At 65.8% G+C, this 21,856-nt stretch carries 18 protein-coding genes; 5 read left to right on the top strand and 13 right to left on the bottom strand.

Annotation, left to right across the window (positions count from 1 at the left end; genetic code table 11):
- Positions 1–5: 5 nt before the first annotated feature.
- From HPA01S_RS14870 to HPA01S_RS14855, 4 genes are all read right to left on the bottom strand, one after another.
- Complete coding sequence (locus tag HPA01S_RS14870; protein ID WP_066271515.1) at positions 6–698, bottom strand: energy transducer TonB; 693 nt, start codon at positions 696–698, stop codon at positions 6–8.
- A gap of 290 nt (positions 699–988) precedes the next feature.
- Positions 989–2,143, bottom strand: coding sequence for an alpha-hydroxy acid oxidase (locus HPA01S_RS14865; RefSeq protein ID WP_066271511.1), 1,155 nt, complete (start codon positions 2,141–2,143; stop codon positions 989–991).
- A 92-nt stretch (positions 2,144–2,235) separates the two neighbouring features.
- A complete protein-coding gene (locus HPA01S_RS14860; RefSeq protein ID WP_066271510.1) occupies positions 2,236–2,934 on the bottom strand; it encodes a response regulator in 699 nt (232 codons plus the stop codon).
- Complete coding sequence (locus tag HPA01S_RS14855; RefSeq protein ID WP_066271509.1) at positions 2,927–4,471, bottom strand: ATP-binding protein; 1,545 nt, start codon at positions 4,469–4,471, stop codon at positions 2,927–2,929. The genes HPA01S_RS14860 and HPA01S_RS14855 overlap by 8 nt, the downstream gene beginning before the upstream one ends.
- Before the next feature lie 149 nt (positions 4,472–4,620).
- On the opposite strand from HPA01S_RS14855, the gene HPA01S_RS14850 reads away from it, so the two are divergent.
- Genes HPA01S_RS14850 through HPA01S_RS14840 form a run of 3 tightly spaced genes read left to right on the top strand, consistent with a single transcriptional unit; the run spans position 4,621 to position 9,982 of the window.
- Complete coding sequence (locus HPA01S_RS14850) at positions 4,621–6,558, top strand: efflux RND transporter periplasmic adaptor subunit (protein WP_066271508.1); 1,938 nt, start codon at positions 4,621–4,623, stop codon at positions 6,556–6,558.
- On the top strand, positions 6,555–8,564 hold the full coding sequence (locus tag HPA01S_RS14845) for a MacB family efflux pump subunit (RefSeq protein WP_066271504.1): 2,010 nt from the start codon (positions 6,555–6,557) through the stop codon (positions 8,562–8,564). The genes HPA01S_RS14850 and HPA01S_RS14845 overlap by 4 nt, the downstream gene beginning before the upstream one ends.
- Positions 8,565–8,572: 8 nt before the next feature.
- Entirely contained in the window at positions 8,573–9,982 is a 1,410-nt protein-coding gene (locus tag HPA01S_RS14840) for an efflux transporter outer membrane subunit (protein WP_066271502.1), read from the top strand.
- Between the two features lie 30 nt (positions 9,983–10,012).
- On the opposite strand, the gene HPA01S_RS14835 is transcribed toward HPA01S_RS14840, so the two are convergent.
- From HPA01S_RS14835 to HPA01S_RS14825, 3 genes are all read right to left on the bottom strand, one after another.
- Positions 10,013–10,693, bottom strand: a complete 681-nt coding sequence (locus HPA01S_RS14835) for a Fe2+-dependent dioxygenase (RefSeq protein ID WP_066271501.1) — start codon at positions 10,691–10,693, stop codon at positions 10,013–10,015.
- Positions 10,694–10,785: 92 nt separating this feature from the next.
- Positions 10,786–13,011, bottom strand: coding sequence for a catecholate siderophore receptor Fiu (locus HPA01S_RS14830; protein ID WP_066271499.1), 2,226 nt, complete (start codon positions 13,009–13,011; stop codon positions 10,786–10,788).
- A 247-nt stretch (positions 13,012–13,258) separates the two neighbouring features.
- A complete protein-coding gene (locus tag HPA01S_RS14825; protein ID WP_084360704.1) occupies positions 13,259–15,676 on the bottom strand; it encodes a TonB-dependent receptor domain-containing protein in 2,418 nt (805 codons plus the stop codon).
- 433 nt (positions 15,677–16,109) lie between these two features.
- On the opposite strand from HPA01S_RS14825, the gene ahpC reads away from it, so the two are divergent.
- Both ahpC and ahpF read left to right on the top strand, forming a co-directional pair.
- The gene (gene ahpC, locus HPA01S_RS14820) at positions 16,110–16,673 is read left to right on the top strand and encodes an alkyl hydroperoxide reductase subunit C (RefSeq protein WP_066271496.1); all 564 of its coding nucleotides are present in this window, start codon (positions 16,110–16,112) and stop codon (positions 16,671–16,673) included.
- A 152-nt stretch (positions 16,674–16,825) separates the two neighbouring features.
- Positions 16,826–18,415 (top strand): alkyl hydroperoxide reductase subunit F, encoded by a 1,590-nt coding sequence (gene ahpF / locus HPA01S_RS14815; protein WP_066271494.1) that lies wholly within the window; start codon positions 16,826–16,828, stop codon positions 18,413–18,415.
- Positions 18,416–18,514: 99 nt separating this feature from the next.
- Here the strand turns inward: ahpF and HPA01S_RS23150 are convergent, their stop codons facing one another.
- From HPA01S_RS23150 to HPA01S_RS14795, 6 genes are all read right to left on the bottom strand, one after another.
- Positions 18,515–18,658 (bottom strand): hypothetical protein, encoded by a 144-nt coding sequence (locus tag HPA01S_RS23150; protein ID WP_157085039.1) that lies wholly within the window; start codon positions 18,656–18,658, stop codon positions 18,515–18,517.
- 155 nt (positions 18,659–18,813) lie between these two features.
- Positions 18,814–18,939, bottom strand: a complete 126-nt coding sequence (locus HPA01S_RS23730) for a hypothetical protein (protein ID WP_281193144.1) — start codon at positions 18,937–18,939, stop codon at positions 18,814–18,816.
- The gene (locus HPA01S_RS14810) at positions 18,939–19,154 is read right to left on the bottom strand and encodes a hypothetical protein (RefSeq protein ID WP_066271492.1); all 216 of its coding nucleotides are present in this window, start codon (positions 19,152–19,154) and stop codon (positions 18,939–18,941) included. Before HPA01S_RS14810 ends, HPA01S_RS23730 begins: the two co-directional genes overlap by 1 nt.
- 152 nt (positions 19,155–19,306) lie before the next feature.
- The gene (locus HPA01S_RS14805; RefSeq protein WP_066271489.1) at positions 19,307–21,034 is read right to left on the bottom strand and encodes a cation acetate symporter; all 1,728 of its coding nucleotides are present in this window, start codon (positions 21,032–21,034) and stop codon (positions 19,307–19,309) included.
- Entirely contained in the window at positions 21,031–21,339 is a 309-nt protein-coding gene (locus tag HPA01S_RS14800; protein ID WP_066271487.1) for a DUF485 domain-containing protein, read from the bottom strand. The genes HPA01S_RS14805 and HPA01S_RS14800 overlap by 4 nt, the downstream gene beginning before the upstream one ends.
- 122 nt (positions 21,340–21,461) lie before the next feature.
- Positions 21,462–21,662: a hypothetical protein gene (locus tag HPA01S_RS14795; protein WP_066271485.1), complete on the bottom strand. Its 201-nt coding sequence runs from the start codon at positions 21,660–21,662 to the stop codon at positions 21,462–21,464.
- Positions 21,663–21,856: the final 194 nt, after the last annotated feature.

Here is a 21,856-nt window from a genome sequence, read left to right as displayed (position 1 = left end):
GTGGTTTATTCCAAAACGAAATTGATGGGGACGTTGAACCACATGGCTTCAACCACCCCGTTGCGCTTGCCGGGCACGTAGCGCCAGCGCAGCACGGTCTGTACCGCGACCTGGTCCAGGCGGTCGAAACCGCTGGAGGTGCGCACCTCGGCCTTGCTGGCCGTGCCGTTGGTCTCGATGAACACCCGCACGATGACCTTGCCCTGCTCGCCCATGCGCCTGGACAGCGCGGGGTAGGGTGGACGTGGGTTGTTCAGGTAGTCGGCGCTGCTGGACGGCAGTTCCACACGCGCGGGGGCGGGTGGTGCCGGCGGCGCCGGTGGAGCGGGTTCGCTGGCCACCACCGGCGGTGCAGGCGGTGCTGGCTCGGGTGGCGCCACGACCGGTGCGGTCGGCGAGGGCTCTTGCTGCAGCACCGGCTGCGGCGTCGGCTCGGGCCGTGCGACCGGTTTGGGTTGTGGCTTCGGTTTGGGCTGCTGCACCGGCGGCGCGGGCGGCGGAGGCTCGGGCGTGACGATGGGCTGCGCCGGCTCGATCATCTCGGCCAGCACTTCGATCGGGATGACCATCTCCACCGCGCGGCGCAGCAGGCCGCTTTGCAGGGCCCACAGCGCGAACACATGAAAACCGACCACGGCCGCCACGATCAGGATGCGCCGGTTGAACCGACGGGGCGTGGACGAGGACGTGGCAGACATGGGGGGCGCGAGGCTGGCGCTTGCGGTGGACATGTATAGAAAGCAGGAGGCTCGGCAGAACGGGGACGGGCAGGCCCTTGGTCAGGCCGGGTGGTGAACTATCGGTGCCGAAAAATCCACCACGCGGCGATCAGCATAAACAGGAAACTGGCGCCGAGAACAGCAAGACCGGTGACCATGTACATCCTTTCGCGTGTGCGGCAAACGCAGCGTGTGACAGGAAACGAGCCGCCATTCTAAACGAGAATGTTTCGCATTCTCAAAGTAAAGCGAAAAAACCTGCCAATTTTTCAGGCGGGCGGGCGCGGGCGCGGGTGCACCGTGGCCAGTGCGTCAGGAGCGTCGGCCAGCGTGCGGCAGCCGGTCAGCGCCATGGCGATTTCCAGCTCGTCGCGCAGCAGGCGCAGCACATGGGCCACGCCGGTGGCGCCGGCATTCGTGAGGCCGTGCAACGCCGGGCGGCCCAGCAGCACCGCGCTGGCGCCCAGGCCGATGGCCTTGAGTACGTCGGTGCCGCGCCGGATGCCGCCGTCCACCAGCACCGGCACCGCGCCTTGCACCGCCTGCACCACGGCGGGCAGCGCGCTGGCGGTGCTGACCGCGGTGTCCAGCGTGCGGCCACCGTGGTTGGACACGATCACGCCGGCCGCACCGCAGGCCACCGCCTGGCGTGCGTCGTCGGGGTGCAGGATGCCCTTGAGCAGCACCGGCAGGCGGGTGATGGAGCGCAGCCAGGCGATGTGATCCCAGCTCGGTGCGTGGCAGAGCAGGTCGTCGAACAGCGCGCTTTGCCCGGTGGTCAATGGGCGCGCGGCCGGCGCGCGCAGGCCATCGAGGTTGACCGCCGCCACGCCCTGCGGCAGGCGGAAGCCGCTGCGGCGCTCGCGGTCGCGCGCGCCTTGCACCGGCGCGTCCACGGTGAGCACCAGGGCCTCGTAACCCGCGGCTTCGGCGCGTTGCACCAGGGCTTGCGTGAAGCCGCGGTCGTGCTGCAGGTAGAGCTGGAACCACAGCGGGCCACGTCCGGCTTCGCGCAGGAACATGGAGGCAATCTCTTCCAGCGGCGCCGACGCCTGGGTGCTGAACACCAGTCCGGCACCGAGGGCCGCCGTCGCCAGTGCGGTCGCGTGTTCGCCGTCGGGGTGGGCGAGACGCTGGTAGGCCATGGGGGCGATCAGGATCGGGTGCGCCAGCGTGCGGCCGAGCAGCTCGACCCGCGTGTGCCCGCCCGCCAGTGGCCTGAGCACGCGCGGCAGCAGTGTCATTTCCTGCCAGGCCCGGAGGTTGCTGGCCAGGGTCAGCTCGTCGCCGGCGGCGCCGAACAGGTAGGCCCAGGCGGATTCGTCCAGCAGGCTGCGCGCATGCCGCTCGTGGTCGGAGAGTGTCACCACGCCGTCCGGAAGCTGCGGGTGTGCGCGGTGCGAAGAAGAAGGTGGAGTGGGCATCGTGCTCGGAGGAATGGCGCCATGGTCCAGCAGGCACGGCCTGCTGTTTATACATGGGAACAATTCCGCCCGGCGCGGGCGGGCACACCTCTTCAGGGCTCGTACTTGTAGCCCAGGCCGTAGACCGAGTGGATCAGCTCCTGCTCCGGCAACTGCTCCTGGATCTTGCGGCGCAGCTTCTTGATGTGGCTGTCGACGGTGCGGTCGGAGACGACGCGTTCGTCCTGGTACATCGAGTCCATCAGCTGTTCGCGCGAGAAGATGCGCCCGGGCCGCGCGCTCAGCACCTTGAGCAGCTGGTACTCCACCGCGGTCAGGCCGAGGTCGTGCCCGGCGATGGTGGCGCGCCAGGCCGCGTCTTCCAGCTGCAGGCCGTGCGGCAACGCGTCCGGGCCGGCAGCGACCGCGTGCGTGCCCCGGCGCAGCACCGCCTTCACGCGCGCAATCACCTCGCGCGGGCTGAAGGGCTTGCAGATGTAGTCGTCGGCACCGAGTTCGAGGCCGAGCAGGCGGTCGATCTCTTCCACCCGCGCCGTCACCATGATGATGGCCGGTGCCGGACGGCCGGGCTGGCCGGCGCGCAGGGCCTTGCAGACGTCCAGTCCGCTCTTGCCGGGCAGCATCAGGTCGAGCAGCACCAGATCCACCGGGTGGCTTTCCAGCCAGTCTTCCACCTCGTCGCCGCGCGTGAGGTGGTGCGTGTCGTAGCCGGACTGCATGAGGTAGTCCACCAGCACGGCGGCGATCTTGTTTTCGTCTTCGACGATCAGGATGCTTTGCGCTTCAGCCATGTGCAGTGTCCGTGTTCAAGGGCAGCCAGATGTCCCAGCGCAGGCCACCCAGCGCGCTGGCCGAGGCCCGCATGCGCCCGCCGTGGCCTTCGACGATGGCGTGTGCGATGGCCAGGCCTAGGCCGGAGCCACCGCTGACGCTGGCGCGTGAACTGTCCACCCGGTACAGGCGCTCGGTCAGGCGGGGCAGGGCTTCGGGCGGTACGCCGGGGCCGCTGTCTTCCCAGGTGAGCTGGGCTTCGTGTTCGTGCCGGCGCACCTGCACGCTGAGCGTGGCCGGGTCGTCGGTGTAGCGTTGCGTGTTCTGCAGCAGGTTGGACAGCACCTGGTCCAGCCGGTCGCCGTCGGCGCGGATCTCCACCTGCGGCGCGAGGTCGGTGCGCACCTGCAAGGCTTTGCCGGGCAGGCCGGTAGCGTCGCTCAGGTGGTGGCCGACGAAGCGGCCGAGGTCGATCGATGCCGGCCGGTAGTCGAGCGCACCCAGGTCGGACAGCGACAGCAGCCGCAGGTCTTCCACGAGCCGCGTGAGGCGGCTGACTTCCTGTGCCAGCGAATCGAGGTTGGCGGTGTTGGGCTGGCGGACGCCGTCCTGCAGCGCCTCGATCTCGGCGCGCAGTGTGGCCAGCGGCGTGCGCAGTTCGTGGGCGATGTCGGCAATCCACTGCTGGCGTGCGTGTTGCGCCGCCTGCAGCGAAGACGCCATGTGGTTGAAGGCACCGGCCAGCTGGGTCAGTTCGTCGTGGCCGCGGATCGGCAGGCGCACGCTGTAGTCGCCCTGCGCGACGGCGGCCGTGCCTTCACCCAGCACCCGCAGGCGCCGGGACAACCAGCGCGCGATCAGCGCCGCGTTGAGCAGCACCGCCGCCAGCATGCCGAGCGCAATGACGGCGAAGGTGCGGCGTTGCTGCCCGAGGAAGACACGTTCCAGCGAGGCCACCATCTGCAGGCGCGGCACGTAGCCGAGATAGCCGACCAGCTCGTTGTTGACCGTGATGGGTTTGAGCACCGCCTGTTCGGTGCGACCTTCCGGGCCGGCCAGCAGGTTGCGCTGCGGGTCCAGCAGCAGCAGGCGCGGGTCGATGGTGAAGGTGGGCGGGGGCGGCGGCGTGCCGGGCACCGCGGGTGCAACGCCTGGTGCCGGGGCGGGTGTGGGGGCCGGCGTGGCGGTGGCTGCGCCCGGCAGCGCATGCGGCGGCGGCGTGCCTTCGCCCGGGCGGCGCGGCATGCGGCCGGTGCCCAGCACCTCGCGCGACAGGTCCTGCCAGCGCTGGTGGTCCTCGGTGATCCACTCCCAGTTGCCGTTCTGGCGGTAGCCCTCGGCCAGCCGCACGATCATTGGCTGCAGCCGGTTTTCGTCGGCCTTGTTCAGGTACTCCACCAGCCCTTTGTCGAAGCTCCAGCTGTAGATCAGGTAGATCGACATCACCAGCACCACGTTGGCTCCGGCGATGGCCAGGAACAGTTTCACGCGCAAGGTGTCGAAGCGCGAGAGCCAGGCGCGCGGCGGAGCAGGGGTTGCGGAACGGTCGGTCTGCATGGTGCATGCAAGCCTAAACCCAAATCGTTCAAACTTTGTGCACGCAGGCTGCGCGGACCGTGCTCATTCTTTCCATATTTGATGGGCAATATCCCGCATCATTCCCGGCATTGCCTCACCGCACCGGTCCATCAAGACGCCCCCACCGTATGAACGAAGTCAAAGCCCCACCCGTCAAACCTCGCCGTCGCACCGGGCGCCTGGCGCTGATCGCGCTCGTGGTCCTCGCCCTGCTGGGCGGCAGTGCCTACGCCTGGTACCGCTGGGGCCCGGGCGCCAAGACCGAGAGCGCCTACATCACGGCCACCGTGCAGCGTGGCGACATCGAAGACCAGGTGAGCGCCACCGGCGCGCTGCAGCCGCGCGACTACGTGGACGTGGGTGCCCAGGTGTCGGGCCAGCTGCGCAAGCTGCATGTGGAGGTGGGCAGCGAGATCAAGGAAGGGGATTTGCTCGCCGAGATCGACGCGGAAACCTCGCAGGCGCGGGTCGATGCCAGCAAGGCCCAGTTGCGCTCGCAAGCGGCCCAGATGGTCGAGCGCGAACTCAACCTGGCCAAGGCAGAGCGCGACCTGCAACGCCAGAAGAACCTGATGGCGGAAGACGCGACCACCGCCGAGACCCTGCAGAACGCAGAGACCACCGTGCGCACGGCGCGCGCTCAGATCAACTCGCTCAAAGCGTCGATGGAGCAGTTGCAGGCCAGCATGCGGGTGGAAGAGGCCAACCTCAAGTTCACCAAGATCTATGCGCCCATGTCCGGCACGGTGGTGAGCATCACCGCGCGCCAGGGTCAGACGCTGAACACCAACCAGTCTGCACCGACGCTGCTGCGCATCGCTGACCTGTCGGTGATGACGGTGCAGACCCAGGTGTCCGAGGCCGACGTGAGCAAGCTGCGCGGCGGCATGCCGGTCTACTTCACCACCCTGGGCGGCCAGGGCCGGCGCTGGTACGGTGAGCTCAAGAAGATCGAACCGACCCCCACCGTGACCAACAACGTGGTGCTCTACAACGCGCTGTTCGAAGTGCCCAACCACAACCGCAGCCTGATGACGCAGATGACGGCGCAGGTGTTCTTCGTGGTGGCCGAGGCGAAAGACGTGCTGGTGGTGCCGATGTCGGCGCTGACCATCCAGCGTGGCCCGCAGGGTGGCAACCGGGGCGGGGCAGGTCAGGGTGGACAGGGCAGCAACCGCGCCCCGGGCCAGACCCAGCCAAGCGTGCCGGCACCGGCCGCGACACCCCCTGCGGCTCCCGCAGCGCCCGCACCGTCAACACCGAGCACACGCGGCACGACCACGTCGGCGATTCCCGCGGCGGCATTCAAGACGGTGGCCGACACCACGTTGCTGGCCCAGGCCACCAGCGCAGGCGAACGCCCGCGCATGGATCGGGAAGCGTTCCAGAAGATGTCGGAAGAAGAGCGCGCAAAGTTCCGCGAGCAACGCCGCAAGGAACGCGAAGCGCAAGGTGGTGGCACGGGCGCAGCGGGCGAGCGTCCGCGCATGGGCCCCGAGGCGTTCCAGAACATGTCGGAAGAAGAGCGCACGAAGTTCCGTGAGCAACGCCGCCAGGAGCGCGAGGCGCAAGCGGCTGGCAACGGCAATGCCCCGGCTGCCGCTCAACCGCGTGCCGCGGCTGCCGGCACCAACGGTGCGGCCGGCGGCAGCAATGCGGCGCGTGTGCGTCCCAACCAAGGCGATGCCGCAGCGGCGGGCGGCAACAACCGGGATGCCACCAGCAAGGACGCAGCCGCGCCAGCCCCCTCGGGCACCGTGAGCAGCGGCATGCCGCGCAACGACGCGCCGCGCAACACGCGCGGCCCGCGCCAGGCCAAGGTCAAGGTCATGACGGAGGACGGCAAGATCGAAGAGCGCGAGATCACCATCGGCATCAGCAACCGTGTGCATGCCGAAGTGCTGTCGGGCCTGAAGGAAGGTGAGCGCGTGATCGCCGGCGTGCGCGAGCCGGAGCGCCGCGCCTCGGCGTCGCCACAAGGTGCGGGCATGGGGCCGCAGGGCATGGCGGGCCCGGGTGGTCCGGGTGGCATGCCGGGTGGTGCCGCAGCCGGGGCGCGTCGATGAGCCAGTTGCCGCATTCGACCGAGGCCGAGGCCCTGCGCGCCGCGCCGCAAGGTGCCGCCGCGGGCGTGCCCCTGATCGACCTGAGCGGCATCACCAAGACCTACCGCAACGGCGACCTGGCGGTGGAGGTGCTGCACGGCATCGACCTGAAGATCTACCCCGGCGAGCTGGTCGCCATCATGGGTGCGTCGGGTTCCGGCAAATCCACGTTGATGAACATCCTGGGCTGCCTGGACAAGCCCACCACCGGGCGCTACCTGTTCATGGGGCGCGACGTGTCGGAGCTGGAGCGCGACGAGCTTGCCGAGCTGCGCCGCGATGCTTTCGGCTTCGTGTTCCAGAGCTACAACTTGATCGCCACCGGCACCGCCGCCGAGAACGTGGAAGTGCCGGCTGTGTACGCCGGCATCCCGCCGGCCGAACGCCACGCACGCGCGTCCGAACTGCTCGGCTCGCTCGGCCTGGGCGACCGCATGCACCACCGGCCCAACCAGCTCTCGGGCGGGCAGCAGCAGCGTGTGTCGATTGCGCGCGCGCTCATGAACGGCGGGCGCGTGATCCTGGCCGACGAACCCACCGGCGCGCTCGACAGCAAGAGCGGTGCCGACGTGATGGTGCTGCTCAAGGACCTGGCGGCACAAGGCCACACGGTGATCCTGATCACCCACGCCGCCGAAGTGGCGGCGAACGCGCACCGCGTGATCGAGATCAAGGACGGCAACATCGTGGCCGACCCCGGGCCGCGTCCGCCCGAAGGTGCGGCGGCCCAGGCGGCGCAGAACTGGACGGCACGCGCCGGCCGCATCTCGCACCTGAGCGATGTGGTCGAGGCCGCCAAGACCGCGCTGCGCGCGCTGCGTGCCAACGTGTTCCGCGCCATCCTCACGCTGCTGGGCATCGTGATCGGTGTGGCCTCGGTGATCGCCATGCTGGCCATCGGTGATGGCGCCAAGCAGGTGGTGATCGACCGCATCAGCGCGATGGGCTCCAACCTGCTGCTGGTGCGCCCCGGTGCGCCGAACCAGCGTGGGTTCCAGAACATCGCCACGCTGGTGCTGTCGGATGTGAACGCCATCGACAAGGAAGTGCCCAACGTGCTGGCCGCCGTGCCGGAGCAGAGCAGCAACGCCACGCTGCGCTACGGCGAATCCGACTACGCCAGCAGCGTGCTGGGCACCTCGTCCAAGTTTCCGATTGCGCGCCAGTGGAAGGTGGCGCGCGGCACCTTCTTCACCGACGAGGACGAACAGGAGTACGCCACCGTGGCGGTGCTGGGCCAGACCGTGGCCAACGCGCTGTTCCCGGGCGGTGAAGAGCCGCTGGGCAAGTACGTGCTGGTCAACAACCTGATCTTCCAGGTGGTGGGTGTGATGAGCGCACGCGGCGCCTCGCCCAGCGGCCAGGACCAGGACGATGTGGTGATGGTGCCTTACGCCACCAGCCAGTTGCGGCTCTCGGGCCAGCGCTTCCTGCGCAACGTGACGGTGGCGGTGGCCGATGTGGGCCGCATCGACGAGACGCAGTCGGCGGTGGAGTCGCTGCTGGCCGAACGCCATGGCGTCATCGACTTCCAGATCCGCAACATGGCGTCGATCATCGACACCGCGACCGAAACGCAGAACACCATGACCATCCTGCTCGGTTCCATCGCGGCGATCTCGCTGCTGGTGGGCGGCATCGGGGTGATGAACATCATGCTGGTGAGCGTGACCGAGCGCACCCGCGAGATCGGCATCCGCATGGCCACGGGGGCGCGCATGCGCAACATCCTGCAGCAGTTCCTGATCGAGGCGCTGGTGGTGTCCGCACTCGGCGGGTTGATCGGCGTGGTGATCGGCCTGGGCGTGGCCTTCGTGATCGGTGCCACCGGCACCGCCGTGCAGTACTCGGTCACGCCGGTGGTGCTGGCCTTCGGCTGCGCGTTCGCCACCGGCCTGATCTTTGGTTACCTGCCGGCGCGCAAGGCCGCGCGGCTGGACCCTGTGGTGGCCCTGTCTTCCGAATAAGCACTGTGATGAAACCCTTGACGTACCCGTTTGCCAAGCCGCTGGTGCTGGCCATCGCTCTGCTCCTGCAGGCTTGCGCCACCCGCGAACCGGCGCGTGCGCCGGTGGTCGACATGCCGGCCGCCTGGAGCCCGGCACTCGCACCCGCTGAAGCACCGCAGCTCACCACCGCCTGGTGGCAATCCTTCGGCTCGCAGCCGCTGGAGCGCCTGATCGAAGAAGCCCAGGCTGGCAGCCCGGACTTGCGCATTGCCATCGAACGCATGCGGCAGGCCGACATCGCGCTGCAGCAGGCCGGTGTCTCGCGTCTGCCCTCGGTGGGCGGCAATCTGGGCACCTCGGCCAGCCGCACCGAAGCACCGGGCGTGGCCTCCACCTCGCGTGAGGCGAGCAGTGCCGGCTTGTCGGTGAGTTACGAGGTGGACCTGTGGGGCCGCATCGCCGCCGGTGTGCGTGCGGGTGAGGCGTCCTTTCAGGCCAGCCAGTACGACTGGAAGACCGCGCGGCTGACCCTGCTCACCGGCGTCGCCAACAACTATTTCCTCTGGCTCAACACCGCCGAGCGCCTGCGCATCGCGCGCGAAAACCTGGCCATCGCCGAGCGCGTGCTGGGCATCGTGGAGGCGCGCCAGCGCAACGGCGTGGCCACCGCGCTGGAGGTTTCGCAACAGCGCACCACCGTGCTGTCGCAGCGCACCGCCTTGTTGCCGCTGGAGCTGCAACAGCGCCAGACCGCCACCGCGCTCGCGCTGCTGCTGGGCCGCGTGCCGCAGGGTTATGTGCCGGAAGCGGGCGAGTTCACTCAGTTGCGGGTGCCCGCGCTGTCGCCCGGCCTGCCATCCTCGCTGCTCACGCGTCGGCCCGATCTGGCGTCGGCTGAGGCGCAACTGGCCGCGTCCGACGCCAACATCGAAGCCGCGCGCGCCGCCTTGTTGCCCAGCCTCTCGCTCTCCGCATCGGGCAGCCTGGGCAGCTCGGCTCTGCTCAGCCTGGCCGACCCCACGCGCGGCGTGTCGATCGGCCTGTCGCTGGCGCAGTCGATCTTCGATGGTGGCAGGCAGCGCCTGCAGGTGCGCAGCACCGAGTCGCAGCGTGTGGTGCTGATCGAGAACTACGGCAAGGCGATCCGCACCGCGCTCAAGGAAGTCGACGACGGCCTGGGCAACGTGGAGCGCAGCCAGCGCCAGGAAGCCTTGCAGCGCGAGGTGGTGGCGCAGGCGCAGCGCTCACTGCAACTGGCCGAGCTGCGTTACCGCGAGGGCAGTGGTGATCTGCTGTCGGTGCTCGACGCGCAGCGCACGCTGTTCACCGCGCAGGACGCCCTGGCGGCACAAAGCCTGTCGCGCCTGAGCGCTGCGCTTGATCTGTACAAAGCCCTCGGCGGCGACTGGGCCGGCCCGCCACCGCCACTGTCCTGAGATCAACCCGGGCAGCGCGGCAGGGGGCGATCAGACCTCCGCCCACTGCTGCAACAGCTTGTGGTAGTGGCCGGTCAGCGCCACCACCTCGGCGCTGTCACCCAACTGGTGGCGCAGTTTGAGGATGTTCATGTCGAGCTCGAACAGCATCGAGCGCCGCCACGCATCGCGCACCAGGCTCTGGGTCCAGAGGAAGGACGCCACGCGCACGCCGCGGGTGACAGGCTCCACGCGGTGCAGGCTGGTGGCAGGGTAGACGATGGCGTCACCGGCATCGAGCTTGATCTCGTGCGTGCCGAAGCTGTCTTCGGCAATCAACTCGCCGCCCTCGTATTCGCCGGGCGCGCTGAGAAACACGGTGGTGGACACATCGGTGCGCGCCTTCAGGCCGCTGAAGCGGTCGGTCTGGATCGTGTTGTCCACGTGGTTGCCGTAGTGCCCGCCGCCTTCATAGCGGTTGAACATGGGCGGCAGCATGGTGTTCGGCAACACCGCCGACACGAACAGCGGGTGGCGGTGCAAGGCCTGAGCGATGCGTTGCGAGAGCGGTGCGAACACCGGCGAGGCGGTGTCGAGTTGCAGGTTGCGTTTCACGTTGGCCGCCTGCGGCCCGGTGGAGCGCAGGCCATCCACCCAACCCTGGGTGTCGAGCGCATCGCGGATCTCGGCCACTTCGGTGGTGGTCAGCACCTGGGGAATGTGCAGCAGCATGGGCAAGCCTTCATCAACGGCAGAAAATGAATGGAAAAAGGCCCGCTTGGAGCGGGCCTTTTTTGCACACGGTTCTGAGGTGTTGGACGAGATCAGAACTTGATGTTGGCCGTGACGGCAGCAGAGCGCTGCTGCCCAAGCGCCAGGCGGCCGCCACCGTTGTTCACGGCCATGAGGTAGTCCTTGTCGAACAGGTTGTAGACGTTCAGGCGCAGGCTGACTTTGTCGCTGACCTGGTAGGCCACCATGGCATCGGCGACCCAGTAAGACGGCACGTTGGGCAGGTTGCCCTGAGCGCCGGTGGCGTTGACAAAACGTTTGGCTTCAGAGACGTAGCGCGTGCCGAGGCCGAAGGTGAACTTGTCCAGCTGGTACGAGGTCCACAAGGTGGCCGTGAGGTCGGGCGACCAGCGCACACCGGTGGTGGCCACCGTCGCGTTCTGTTGGTTCACCTGTTTCGTGCTGGTTTTTGCCAGACCTGCGGTGACCTGCCAGAAGTTGGTGATCTGCCCCACCGCGGACAACTCGATGCCCTGAACCTGTGTCTTGCCGAACTGCTGGGTGGTGTTGCTGACCGCGTCGTAAGAGGTCTGTTTGTCGTTGACCGTGCGGAAGACCGCGGCGGCAACGTTCAGGCGCTTGTTCAACAGTTCCCACTTGCTGCCGAGTTCGATGGTCTTGGTGCGTTGCGGATCGAGGGCTGCATTGGCATTGGACCCCGCAGTGGGCGTTGCCGCGCTCAACTGGAAGTTGTTGCCGCCCGGAGGCGTTGCCGAGGTGGCGTACGAGGCGTACACGCTGCTCTCTTGCGTCGGTTTGTAGATGCCTCCAACGCTCCAGCTCACGAGGCTGCGCGAATCGTCGAGCGCGGTCCGTACACCTGCGGCGGTGATGTTGTCGGTTTTCAGCTTGTAGCGGTCCACGCGGAGACCACCATTGAGAGACCACTGCTCGTTGAACTTGGCGGTGTCAAAAACGTAAGCGCCGATGGTGTTGGTGGTGCCACCGGTTTTTCCGCCAGTGCGGCCGCCGAAGTTGTACATGCCCTGGAGCGGATTGGGGTTGTACAGGTTGGCCGCCGGGGTGGTGGCTGCTGCCGTGCCGTGGTCAAAAGACACTTGCTTTTCGTGCAGCAGTTCCACACCGGCTGCCAGCGAGTGCTGCAGGCCACCTGCATTGAACTCGCTGCTCACGCTGGTCTGGTTTGCAACGATGGTGTTTTCCTGGTCAACACGCTGGCGCGAGCGCGACACCAGCCAGGTGGCGGGGTTGGCGGCGACAACGGCCGGATTGAGGGCTGTGGCCGCAGTGTCCACGGCGGTGATGCCGATGATGCCGGTCAGCGTGCGATCCATGTGGTTCTTGCCAACGCGCGTGATGTTGCGCACCGTCGTGCCCTGGCCCAGATCGTGTTCGATCTTGGCGGTGACCATGTCGGCATCGACCTTTTCTCGGTCGTTCACGCTGCCGTAGTAGTTGTCGCGGCGCACCTTGGCCGCGCCCGGGATTGACGCGTAGCCCGCGAAGCCGATGGCGGGAATGCCGCCGTCGGGCGTGTTCTTCTGGCGCAGGTGCTGGCTGTAGATGTTCAGGCGGGTTGGCGTGCCCAGACCCGCTGCGTAAGCGAGGCCCACGCCATACCCTTTGTTGTCGACGTGGTCGCGGCCATCGACGCCGCTGTCCTGCACCATGGCGTTCAGGCGGAAGGCAGAGGTGTCGCTGAGTTGTTTGTTCAGGTCGACGGTGGCTCGTTTGCGGCTCGCGGTGCCAAGCGTGCCCGAAGCGCTGTTTTCGTCGCCCAGATGGGCTTGTTTGGAAATCAGGTTGATAAAGCCGGAGGCCGCACCACGGCCCGTTTCGGTGCCGGCAGCGCCCTTGACGATCTCCACCTGTTCAAGGTTGAAGGTGTCGCGGGTGACGGCGCCGAGGTCGCGGATGCCATCAACGAAGGTCGACTGCTGCAGCGAGAAGCCACGCAACTGGAAGGTGTCGCCGGCCGAGGTGTTGCCGTTCTCGCCCATCTGCATGGTGATGCCTGGGGTGTTGCGCAAAGCTTCCATCAAGGTGATAGCGCCTTGTTCTTCCAGAACCTCCCGTTTGATGATCTGAACGGTCTTGGGCGTGTTGACGAGAGGTGCCGTGAACTTGTCATTGGCCGACTTGTCGGCCTTGAACGGCACTTCGGGTGCTTCCTTGACGGTCACGGTCGGCAGCGTCGGGGCGGCCTGTTGCGCCATGCCGGCGGCGGGGACAGAGGCGGCCAGGAGGGCCAGGAGATGGACGGGCTTGCTGTGCTTGCGGCTGCGGATCTGCGCCATGGTTGTAAGTCCTTGCGGTGCGGTGGAGTGTTGGCTGGCGGGCTTCCACTTCGCACCTGCCGGTCAAGGACCGGCAGAGCCGAGGGCGCTGGGGCTGGCTTCGGCCGGGATTATTACTAATAAAAATCATTCCTATTCACAATTTTTCCGTTTTGTTGTGAATTGGCATCAGGAACGACAAACAGCGCCAGGACCCGAAGGTCGTGGCGCTGGACCGCTGAGGGTGTCAGCGGTGGGGGAGGCGGGATCAGAAGCGCACGTTCATGCTGACCCAGAAGCTGCGAGCCTTTTCCTTGTTGTTGTAGTGGTCGAAGTGCAGCGTTTCGTTGGTGCCCGTGTAGGCACCATCACCGTCGAGGTCGCGGAACTCGCTGTGGTAGCTCGTGAAGTCGCGGTTGAACAGGTTGTTGATGCGGGCGTTCAGCGTCACGTTCTTGTTGAGCTGATACGACGCACCCAGGTTGAAGACTTGGTAGTCCTTGTAGAACAGGGGAGCTTTGGTGACCGGATGTTCGCGGTTGTAGCGATCCATGAACGCTTGCGCACTCAGCAAGAAGCTCAGCTTGTCGGTCGCCTTCCAGTCCAGCGAGGCGTTGAACATGTGCTTGGCGGAGTTGTTCAGCGGCTTGCCGATGTTGACGCCACTCTTCTGCTCGCTGTCGGTGTAGGTGTAGTTGCTGCGCAGCCCGATGGTGCGTGAAATCTGCCAACGGCCAGCCAGCTCCAGGCCCTGAATCACCGCCTTGTCGATGTTGCTCGTGCGGGTGGATCCTGCTGCGTAGCCGAGATCGGCGAAGTCCCCAACAGTGGCGCAGGGCATGTTCGTCGTCGGGCCGCAGGGTTGGCTGGAGATCTTGTCCTTGAAGGTGTTCTGGAACACCGTGGCATTGAAGTTGTGGCCGTTCGGGTGTTGCCAGTAGACCGCCAGTTCATTGCTGAGGCTGGTTTCCGGTTTCAGATTGGGGTTGCCGTACTGCGGACTGACGCCCTGGCCCCCGAATCCGGTGATGCCGTCATAGAGCTGAGTGGTCTTGGGCGTTTTGAAGCCTGTGGCTGCGCCGCCCTTGATGGTCCAACTCGGATTCAGCGTATAGACACCGTAGAGGCGAGGGCTCAGCTGGTTGCCAAACACGTTGTGGTGGTCGTAGCGCACGCCACTGGTCACCACCAGTGGCGGGATCATGTTCCAGCTGTCTTCCACAAACACCGAGGTCATGTTGTGGCTCTGGACACCACTGGTTGTGCCGCCTTCCATGCCGAACACGCCGTCTTCCAGCTCGCCCCGCACGACCTGCGCACCGACCACCACCATGTGGTTGCCGAAGGGCATGTCCAGCTTGCCGTCCAGCGTGTACTGGCGGCTCTCCAGTGTGCGCTTGGGGCGGGGCAGGAACGTGGCCGCGGCGGTTGCTCGCCGATCGGCCAGGGACATGCCGGCGTAGCTTTGCACGGTTCCATCGGGTGCGGTGTACGCGTTGGCGTCAATCATGGCCAGTAGGTGCTTGCGCTCTTCCACACCAAACGGCATGGTGCGGCCGTTGTTGTTGGTGGCGACATGCGAGAGTGAGACAGTACTGTTCCCGAAGCCCCACTTGCCCTCGTGCGTCAGCGAGAACGTGTCGCGTGTGAACTCCTGTTCGGGTGCGTAGCCTGCGCGGGGATTGGCGCGGCGTGTCGCCCCTGTGCCGCTGGCCGACCAGATCGCGGCCAGCGAGTCCACGGTCCCGACTGGATATTCTTCGCCACCAGCGTCATTGACGCGGATTCGGTTGTCGTAGGTCTGCTTGGAGGTGTCAATGTCGAAGTAGACGGTCTGCTTGTCCGTGAGTGCCCATGAAAGCCGCGCACCCAGGGCCTTGTTTTCGTTGTCCACGGTCTTGCCACCACCGCCGAAGCCGAGGGAGCGGTTGATGACACGACCTGCGGGATCGGTCACCGAGTCGTAGGTGGGGTTGGACGCGTCGCGGTTGTACAGGCTGCCGCGCAAGGTCAGGCCCAGCTTGCCAGCCACCAGAGGGCCGGAAAGGTAGAAGTCGGTGGTGCGGTCGTCGCCGTACTCGCTCTTCGACTCGATGGAGCGGCTGTGCGTGACCGAGGCGCTCCACTTGCTCGCGACCTTCTTCGTGATGATGTTGATCACGCCGCCCATGGCGTCCGCACCGTACAAGGTGGAGGCGGGGCCGCGGATCACTTCGATGCGCTCGATGGCGTCCATCGGTGGCACGTGGCCGAACTGGTTGCCGGCGAAGCTGTTCGGGTAGATGTCGCCGTGGTTGTTCTGGCGCTTGCCGTCTACCAGGATCAGGGTGTAGTCAGAACCCATGCCACGCATGGAGATCGTGCCCTGGCCGGTTTTGTCGCGGGTTTCTCCCACGTCCACGCCTTCGATGTCGCGCACGGCGTCGAGAAGGGTGACGTAGGGCCGCTTGGCGAGTTCTTCCTGGGTGATCACGGAGATGGACGCGGGCGCGTCGGTGATCTTCTGTTCGAAGCCCGAGGCAGACACCACGACCTCCGACAGCGACCCTCCTTCCACTTGTTGGGCATGTGCCATACCCAGGCTGAGTGCGTACAGGCTGCAGGCCATGGCTGTGGCTTGCAAGGGAAAACGGTAGCTTGAGGAAACGCCACGCTGGCCAGGCAGCGAAGAGGATGCTTTCGACATCGAAAATCCTTAGATGTGCATGTGGGTTGGAGACGGATGGCTGGCTGGATCCACTCAAACCGAAGTCACACAAGGAGACGATGCTGGGGAGGGCTGGCTGGCTGCTTTCGTTATTATTACAAATGAAAACGATTCTTGTTAAGTTTTCGATAATTATCTTGCGGTGTTCAAGGCGTTCTGTGGCGATCAACGCGCTGGCGCGTATTTCCGACTGACAGCCTGCATGGCGAGGGCGTGGCACAGTCGGTGCTCGGAGCCCGATGAACCCCGATGTCCGCTGTGTGGAACTCCCTCCGTGCCGACAAGAAAAGCTATGGAGTGGATAAACACTATCAATCCAGATGTTCAGTAGTCTTTTGCTATCATTGGCCCCGTGCCGATGCAGAGTGCCTTCTGATCGAAACCGCTTTCGCAACCCAACCAAGGAAAAACCATGTCCCTGATCAACACCGCAGTCCAGCCTTTCAAAACCACGGCCTTCCTGAACGGCAAGTTCATCGATGTCAGCGACGAAACGCTGAAGGGCAAGTGGTCGGTCCTGATCTTCATGCCCGCTGCCTTCACCTTCAACTGCCCGACCGAAGTGGAAGACGCGGCTGAAAACTACGCCGAGTTCCAGAAGCTGGGTGCCGAGGTCTACATCGTCACGACCGACACGCACTTCTCGCACAAGGTGTGGCACGAAACCTCGCCCGCCGTGGGCAAGGCCAAGTTCCCGCTGGTGGGCGACCCGACCCACACCCTGACCAACGCTTTCGGCGTGCTGATCCCTGAAGAAGGCCTGGCACTGCGCGGCACCTTCATCATCAACCCCGAAGGCACCATCAAGACAGCAGAAATCCACTCCAACGAAATCGCTCGCGATGTCAAGGAAACGCTGCGCAAGCTGAAGGCCGCTCAGTACACCGCCGCTCACCCGGGCGAAGTCTGCCCCGCCAAGTGGAACGAAGGCGCCAAGACCATCGCTCCTTCCCTGGACCTGGTCGGCAAGATCTGATCTTCAAACCACCGATGCCGCGATGAGGCCAGACCTCACCGCTTCGATCGTGCAGAACCCGCGGGCCCAGAAGGCCCGCCGGGTCAGCCCCTGGCCGCCTTTCAACTCGTGAGGAGGCCGGTTCTCAAAGTCGCTTTTTAAGGAAACACATCATGTTGGACGACACCCTCAAGGCTCAACTCGGCGCTTATCTCGAGCGCGTGGCACAACCCTTCGAGATCGTCGCTTCCTTGAACGACTCTGAGAGCTCGCGGGACACGCTGGAGCTGCTGCAGACCATCCAGGGCCTGCGCAGCGACAAGATCACCCTGAAGGCCGACGGGCAGGACGCACGCAAGCCGTCGTTCACCCTGCAGCGTGCGGGCAGCGACACCTCGCTGCGTTTCGCCGGCCTGCCGCTGGGCCACGAGTTCACCTCGCTGGTGCTGGCGCTGCTCTGGACCGGTGGCCACCCGCCGAAGGTGGAAGCCGATGTGATCGAACAGATCCAGGCGCTGGAAGGTGACTTCAACTTCGAGGTCTACATGTCCCTGACCTGCCACAACTGCCCGGACGTGGTGCAGGCCCTGAGCCTGATGGCGGTGCTCAATCCCAAGGTCAAGACCACGGTGATCGAAGGCGGCGCTTTCCAGGACGAGGTGACGGCGCGCGAGATCATGGCCGTGCCGATCGTGTTCCTCAATGGCGAGGTGTTCGGCTCGGGTCGCATGACGGTGGAAGAGATCGTCGCCAAGCTGGACGTGAACGCCGATGCGCGCGAGGCGGCCAAGCTCAATGCCAAAGACCCCTACGACGTGCTGATCGTCGGCGGTGGCCCCGCGGGCGCCGCGGCTGCGGTGTACGCCGCCCGCAAGGGCATCCGCGTGGGTGTGGCGGCCGAGCGTTTCGGTGGCCAGGTCAACGACACCATGGCGATCGAGAACTACATCAGCGTGCTGGAGACCGACGGCCCGAAGTTCGCCGCCGCGCTCGAAGCGCAGGTGCGCCACTACGACGTGGACATCATGAACCTGCAGCGCGCCGAGAAGCTGATTCCGGCCAGCGAACCCAATGGCCTGGTGCAGGTGCAACTGGCCAACGGTGCGGTGCTGAGCGCGCGCAGCGTGATCCTGTCCACAGGTGCGCGCTGGCGCAATGTCAACGTGCCCGGTGAGGCCGAGTACCGCAACAAGGGCGTGGCCTACTGCCCGCACTGCGATGGCCCGCTGTTCAAGGGCAAGCGCGTGTCGGTGATCGGCGGCGGCAACTCGGGCGTCGAGGCGGCCATTGATCTGGCCGGCATCGTGCAGCACGTGACGCTGGTTGAATTTGCCGACGCGCTCAAGGCCGATGCGGTGCTGGTGAGCAAGCTCAAGAGCCTGCCCAACGTGGACATCCATGTGAACGCGCAGACGACCGAAATCACCGGTGCCGATGGCAAGGTGAACGGCCTGAGCTACAAGGACCGCGTGAGCGGCGAGGTGAAGCACGTGGCGCTGGAAGGCGTGTTCGTGCAGATCGGCCTGGTGCCCAATACCGAGTTCCTCAAGGGCACGGTGGAGTTGAGCCGCTTTGGTGAAATCGAGATTGATGCCAAGGGCCACACCAATGTGCCGGGCGTGTTCGCGGCGGGTGACTGCACCACGGTGCCGTACAAGCAGATCGTGATCGCGGCCGGTGCCGGTTCGACGGCCGCGCTGAGCGCCTTCGATCACCTGATTCGCCAGCCGGTGGCTGCGCCTGCAGAGGCCGTGCCCGCCTGATCGACACGCTGACAGGCAGACAGACAAACGCCCCCGGCCCGGAATTCCGGCGTCGCGGGCGTTTGTGTTTGAGCGGCGCGCGGGCGCAGGGTGTCGGGCTCAGACCCTGCGCACCTTGATCGAGTCGCTGCCAACGCCGCTGGCGTGGTGGTAGTGCCGCACCTGCGCGCAGTAGTGGCCGGGGATGAGGTTGGTGCGGATCATGGCGTTGGTGTCGACGCCGCTGTCGTCGTCTTCGGCCACCAGGGGCGTTCGATCCCGATTCGGCCGGCAGCAGGCGTTCGGTGCAGACCGTGCACGGATGGTTGGTTCACGGTGTCCTCCTGGTCTTGTGTTGAGAAAACGAATCAGGGCTGGCGCACCAGCCGCAACGGGGTTTCTGCCTGCTCGCCATTGCTCTACAGCGTGCCGTGCAGTTCGCGTCCATCGGCCGTGGCGTTGAGCACCACGCTGCCGGTGTCGAGCGGGCCGCGGCCGTCACCGGTGACGGCCTGGCAGGGCAGTTCGATGCGCGGCGCGCCCATCAGCACCGCGGCGCGCGTGGCCTTGCGGGTGAGGAGCAGGGCGCCTTCATGCCCTGGGCCTTGGCGATGGCCGCCATGTCGTGGGCGTCGAACTCGCAGGCCGCGAGCGGCCCGCTCCAGCCGGCGTAGTGTGCCGCGCTGACTTCGTTGATGCCGATGTGCAGCGACAGGGCCTTGGGCCTCTTGTTGACGCCGACGGTTGCTGTGCTGTTCATGGCCTGCCCCCCCCATGCCGGTGACCGGATGTGAAATCCGTCACGGACTCTGGGCGCCTCGGTGCGGGCCGGCAAACGGCACTTTGCAATGAAATGTGGCCACGCCGGTCGCCCGGGTGGCCACGTGTGGGGAGCCGCTGCGCGGCTGCCGCTCAGTGCCCTGACGCGCCCGAGGCGCCGATGCCGGTTTCCGACCGGATCTGCTGTGCCAGGAAGCCGGCGCGGTCTTTCTGGGCGCGTGGACTTTTGTCCAGCAGCGAGAACACCCAGATGCCGACAAAGCCGATGGCCATCGAGAACAGCGCCGGCGAGGTGTACGGGAACAGCGCCGAGCCCACCGGGTTGCCCAGCGTGACTTCCCACACCGATGGCGACACCACCGTGAGTGCCACCGAGGACACCAGACCCAGGAAGCCACCGATCACCGCGCCGCGCGTGGTGCAGTCCTTCCAGAGCACGCTCATGAACAGCACTGGGAAGTTGGCCGAGGCCGCGATGGCGAATGCCAGCGACACCATGAAGGCGATGTTCTGTTTCTCGAACGCAATGCCGAGCAGCACGGCGATCAGGCCCAGGCAGACCGTGGTGACGCGCGAGACGCGCAGCTCGGCGGCCGAGTCCGCCTTGCCCTGCTTGATCACCGTGGCGTACAGGTCGTGCGAGACGGCGGATGCCCCCGACAGCGTCAGACCGGCCACGACCGCCAGGATGGTGGCGAAGGCGACGGCCGAAATGAAGCCCAGGAAGACGTTGCCACCGACCGCGTTCGCCAGGTGCACCGCCGCCATGTTGGCACCGCCAATCAAACCACCCTTGACATCGAGGAACTGCGGGTTGGTCAACACGAAAGTGATGGCGCCGAAGCCAATGATGAAGGTCAGCAGGTAGAAGTAGCCGATCCAGCCGGTGGCCCACATCACCGACTTGCGCGCTTCCTTGGCGCTGGGCACGGTGAAGAAGCGCATCAGGATGTGGGGCAGGCCTGCGGTGCCGAACATCAGTGCCATGCCGAAGCTGATGGCCGAGATCGGATCTTTCACAAAGTTGCCCGGACCCATGATGGATTGCCCGATGGTGGCAGCGGCATCGGCTAGCTTGCCGTCCTTCAGGGCCAGGTCGGTCTTGATCTGCACCGCGCCGGAGAACATCGCCTCAGGGCTGAAGTGGAAATGCAGCAGCACCATGAAGGCCATGAACGAAGCCCCGCCCAGCAACAGGCAGGCCTTGATGATCTGCACCCAGGTGGTGGCGGTCATGCCGCCGAACAGCACGTAGACCATCATCAGCGCGCCGACGATCACGACCGCGATCCAGTACTCCAGCCCGAACAGCAGCTTGATCAGCTGGCCCGCACCCACCATCTGCGCGATCAGGTAGAAGGCCACCACCACCAGGGTGCCCGAGGCCGCGAAGATGCGGATCGGTGCCTGCTGGAAACGGAACGCGGCGACGTCGGCAAAGGTGAACTTGCCCAGGTTGCGCAAGCGCTCGGCCATCAGGAAGGTGATGACGGGCCAACCGACCAGGAAACCGATGGAGTAGATCAGGCCGTCGAAGCCGCTGGCCATCACGGCCGCGGAAATGCCGAGGAAAGATGCCGCCGACATGTAGTCACCGGCGATCGCGAGACCGTTCTGGAAACCGGTGATGCCACCGCCTGCAGTGTAGAAGTCGGACGCTGAGCGGGTCTTGGCCGCGGCCCATTTGGTGATGTACAGCGTGCCCAGCACGAAGAGGCCGAACATGCCGATGGCCGTCCAGTTGGTGGCCTGCTTGTCGGCCTGGCCCAGGTCGGCGCCAGCGGCCCAGGCTGTGGCGGACACGCCGGCCAGCGCGAGCAGGGTGAGCACGCGGCGCGCGGTGTCGTTCAGCCGGCTCATGGGCGCACCGCCTTGGCGACGGCCGCCGACAGCTCATCGAACTCGGTGTTGGCGCGCCGCACATACACCGCCGTGACGATGATGGTGAACAGGATTACGCCAAAGCCCAGCGGGATGCCGACGGTCATCACACCGTCGCCCAGGCGCTGGGAAAGAAACGGCTTGTTGAAGGCCACCAGCAGGATGAAGCCGTAGTACACGACCATCATCGCCAGGGTGAGCCACCAGCCGAAACGCGACCGTTTGGCTTTGAGTTGTTGGTACGCGGGGTTGCTTGCGATCCGTTGAACCAGGTTGTCGTCCATGCATGTCTCTCGGGTTGATTCGGGTGACATGAAGGTTAGGCGCCTGCTCTTACGGAGCACTGACCCGGGGCTGACGCGGAACTGACCGGCACTGTCCGTGCGCCGGTCAAAGAAGGCCGTTGTTACTTTGCGGCTTCAGCTGGTGCGGCGGGCGTAGCCGGTGCTTCCGGTGCGGCCGGCGTTGCAGCGGGTGCCGTCGGGGCCGGGTGTTCGACGTGATCCATGCCGTGCTTCTCGCCCCCCATGTCGATGTCACCACCTTTCATGAGAGCGAATATGGCAATGGCGGCGAAGATGGCGAAGGCGATAAAGATCTTGATCATGTCTCGGTGTTTTGTAGAGAGGCTGCCGCAAGGGCAGGGGTTGGCAGAAGCGCGCGAATGCCCGCGGGGCAATTCTTCAAGCCCTTGCTGACGTCTTTCTGACGCCCCTCATCCGCGATTTTTCACCGCGCCGGAGCGCGCGCCACAACGAAACGCACACCCTTGACCAGAGGCATCCAGGGTCCGGCTCCGCC

The organism is Hydrogenophaga palleronii NBRC 102513 (assembly GCF_001571225.1).
GTDB lineage: Bacteria > Pseudomonadota > Gammaproteobacteria > Burkholderiales > Burkholderiaceae_C > Hydrogenophaga > Hydrogenophaga palleronii.
This window is presented reverse-complemented; position numbering and strand designations above follow the sequence as displayed.

Coding starts and splice junctions, on each gene's coding strand:
- HPA01S_RS14870 (WP_066271515.1), bottom strand. CDS start 698: ATGTCTGCCACGTCCTCGTCCACGCCCCGTCGGTTCAACCGGCGCATC.
- HPA01S_RS14865 (WP_066271511.1), bottom strand. CDS start 2,143: ATGCCCACTCCACCTTCTTCTTCGCACCGCGCACACCCGCAGCTTCCG.
- HPA01S_RS14860 (WP_066271510.1), bottom strand. CDS start 2,934: ATGGCTGAAGCGCAAAGCATCCTGATCGTCGAAGACGAAAACAAGATC.
- HPA01S_RS14855 (WP_066271509.1), bottom strand. CDS start 4,471: ATGCAGACCGACCGTTCCGCAACCCCTGCTCCGCCGCGCGCCTGGCTC.
- HPA01S_RS14850 (WP_066271508.1), top strand. CDS start 4,621: ATGAACGAAGTCAAAGCCCCACCCGTCAAACCTCGCCGTCGCACCGGG.
- HPA01S_RS14845 (WP_066271504.1), top strand. CDS start 6,555: ATGAGCCAGTTGCCGCATTCGACCGAGGCCGAGGCCCTGCGCGCCGCG.
- HPA01S_RS14840 (WP_066271502.1), top strand. CDS start 8,573: ATGAAACCCTTGACGTACCCGTTTGCCAAGCCGCTGGTGCTGGCCATC.
- HPA01S_RS14835 (WP_066271501.1), bottom strand. CDS start 10,693: ATGCTGCTGCACATTCCCCAGGTGCTGACCACCACCGAAGTGGCCGAG.
- HPA01S_RS14830 (WP_066271499.1), bottom strand. CDS start 13,011: ATGGCGCAGATCCGCAGCCGCAAGCACAGCAAGCCCGTCCATCTCCTG.
- HPA01S_RS14825 (WP_084360704.1), bottom strand. CDS start 15,676: ATGTCGAAAGCATCCTCTTCGCTGCCTGGCCAGCGTGGCGTTTCCTCA.
- ahpC (WP_066271496.1), top strand. CDS start 16,110: ATGTCCCTGATCAACACCGCAGTCCAGCCTTTCAAAACCACGGCCTTC.
- ahpF (WP_066271494.1), top strand. CDS start 16,826: ATGTTGGACGACACCCTCAAGGCTCAACTCGGCGCTTATCTCGAGCGC.
- HPA01S_RS23730 (WP_281193144.1), bottom strand. CDS start 18,939: ATGGGCGCGCCGCGCATCGAACTGCCCTGCCAGGCCGTCACCGGTGAC.
- HPA01S_RS14810 (WP_066271492.1), bottom strand. CDS start 19,154: ATGAACAGCACAGCAACCGTCGGCGTCAACAAGAGGCCCAAGGCCCTG.
- HPA01S_RS14805 (WP_066271489.1), bottom strand. CDS start 21,034: ATGAGCCGGCTGAACGACACCGCGCGCCGCGTGCTCACCCTGCTCGCG.
- HPA01S_RS14800 (WP_066271487.1), bottom strand. CDS start 21,339: ATGGACGACAACCTGGTTCAACGGATCGCAAGCAACCCCGCGTACCAA.
- HPA01S_RS14795 (WP_066271485.1), bottom strand. CDS start 21,662: ATGATCAAGATCTTTATCGCCTTCGCCATCTTCGCCGCCATTGCCATA.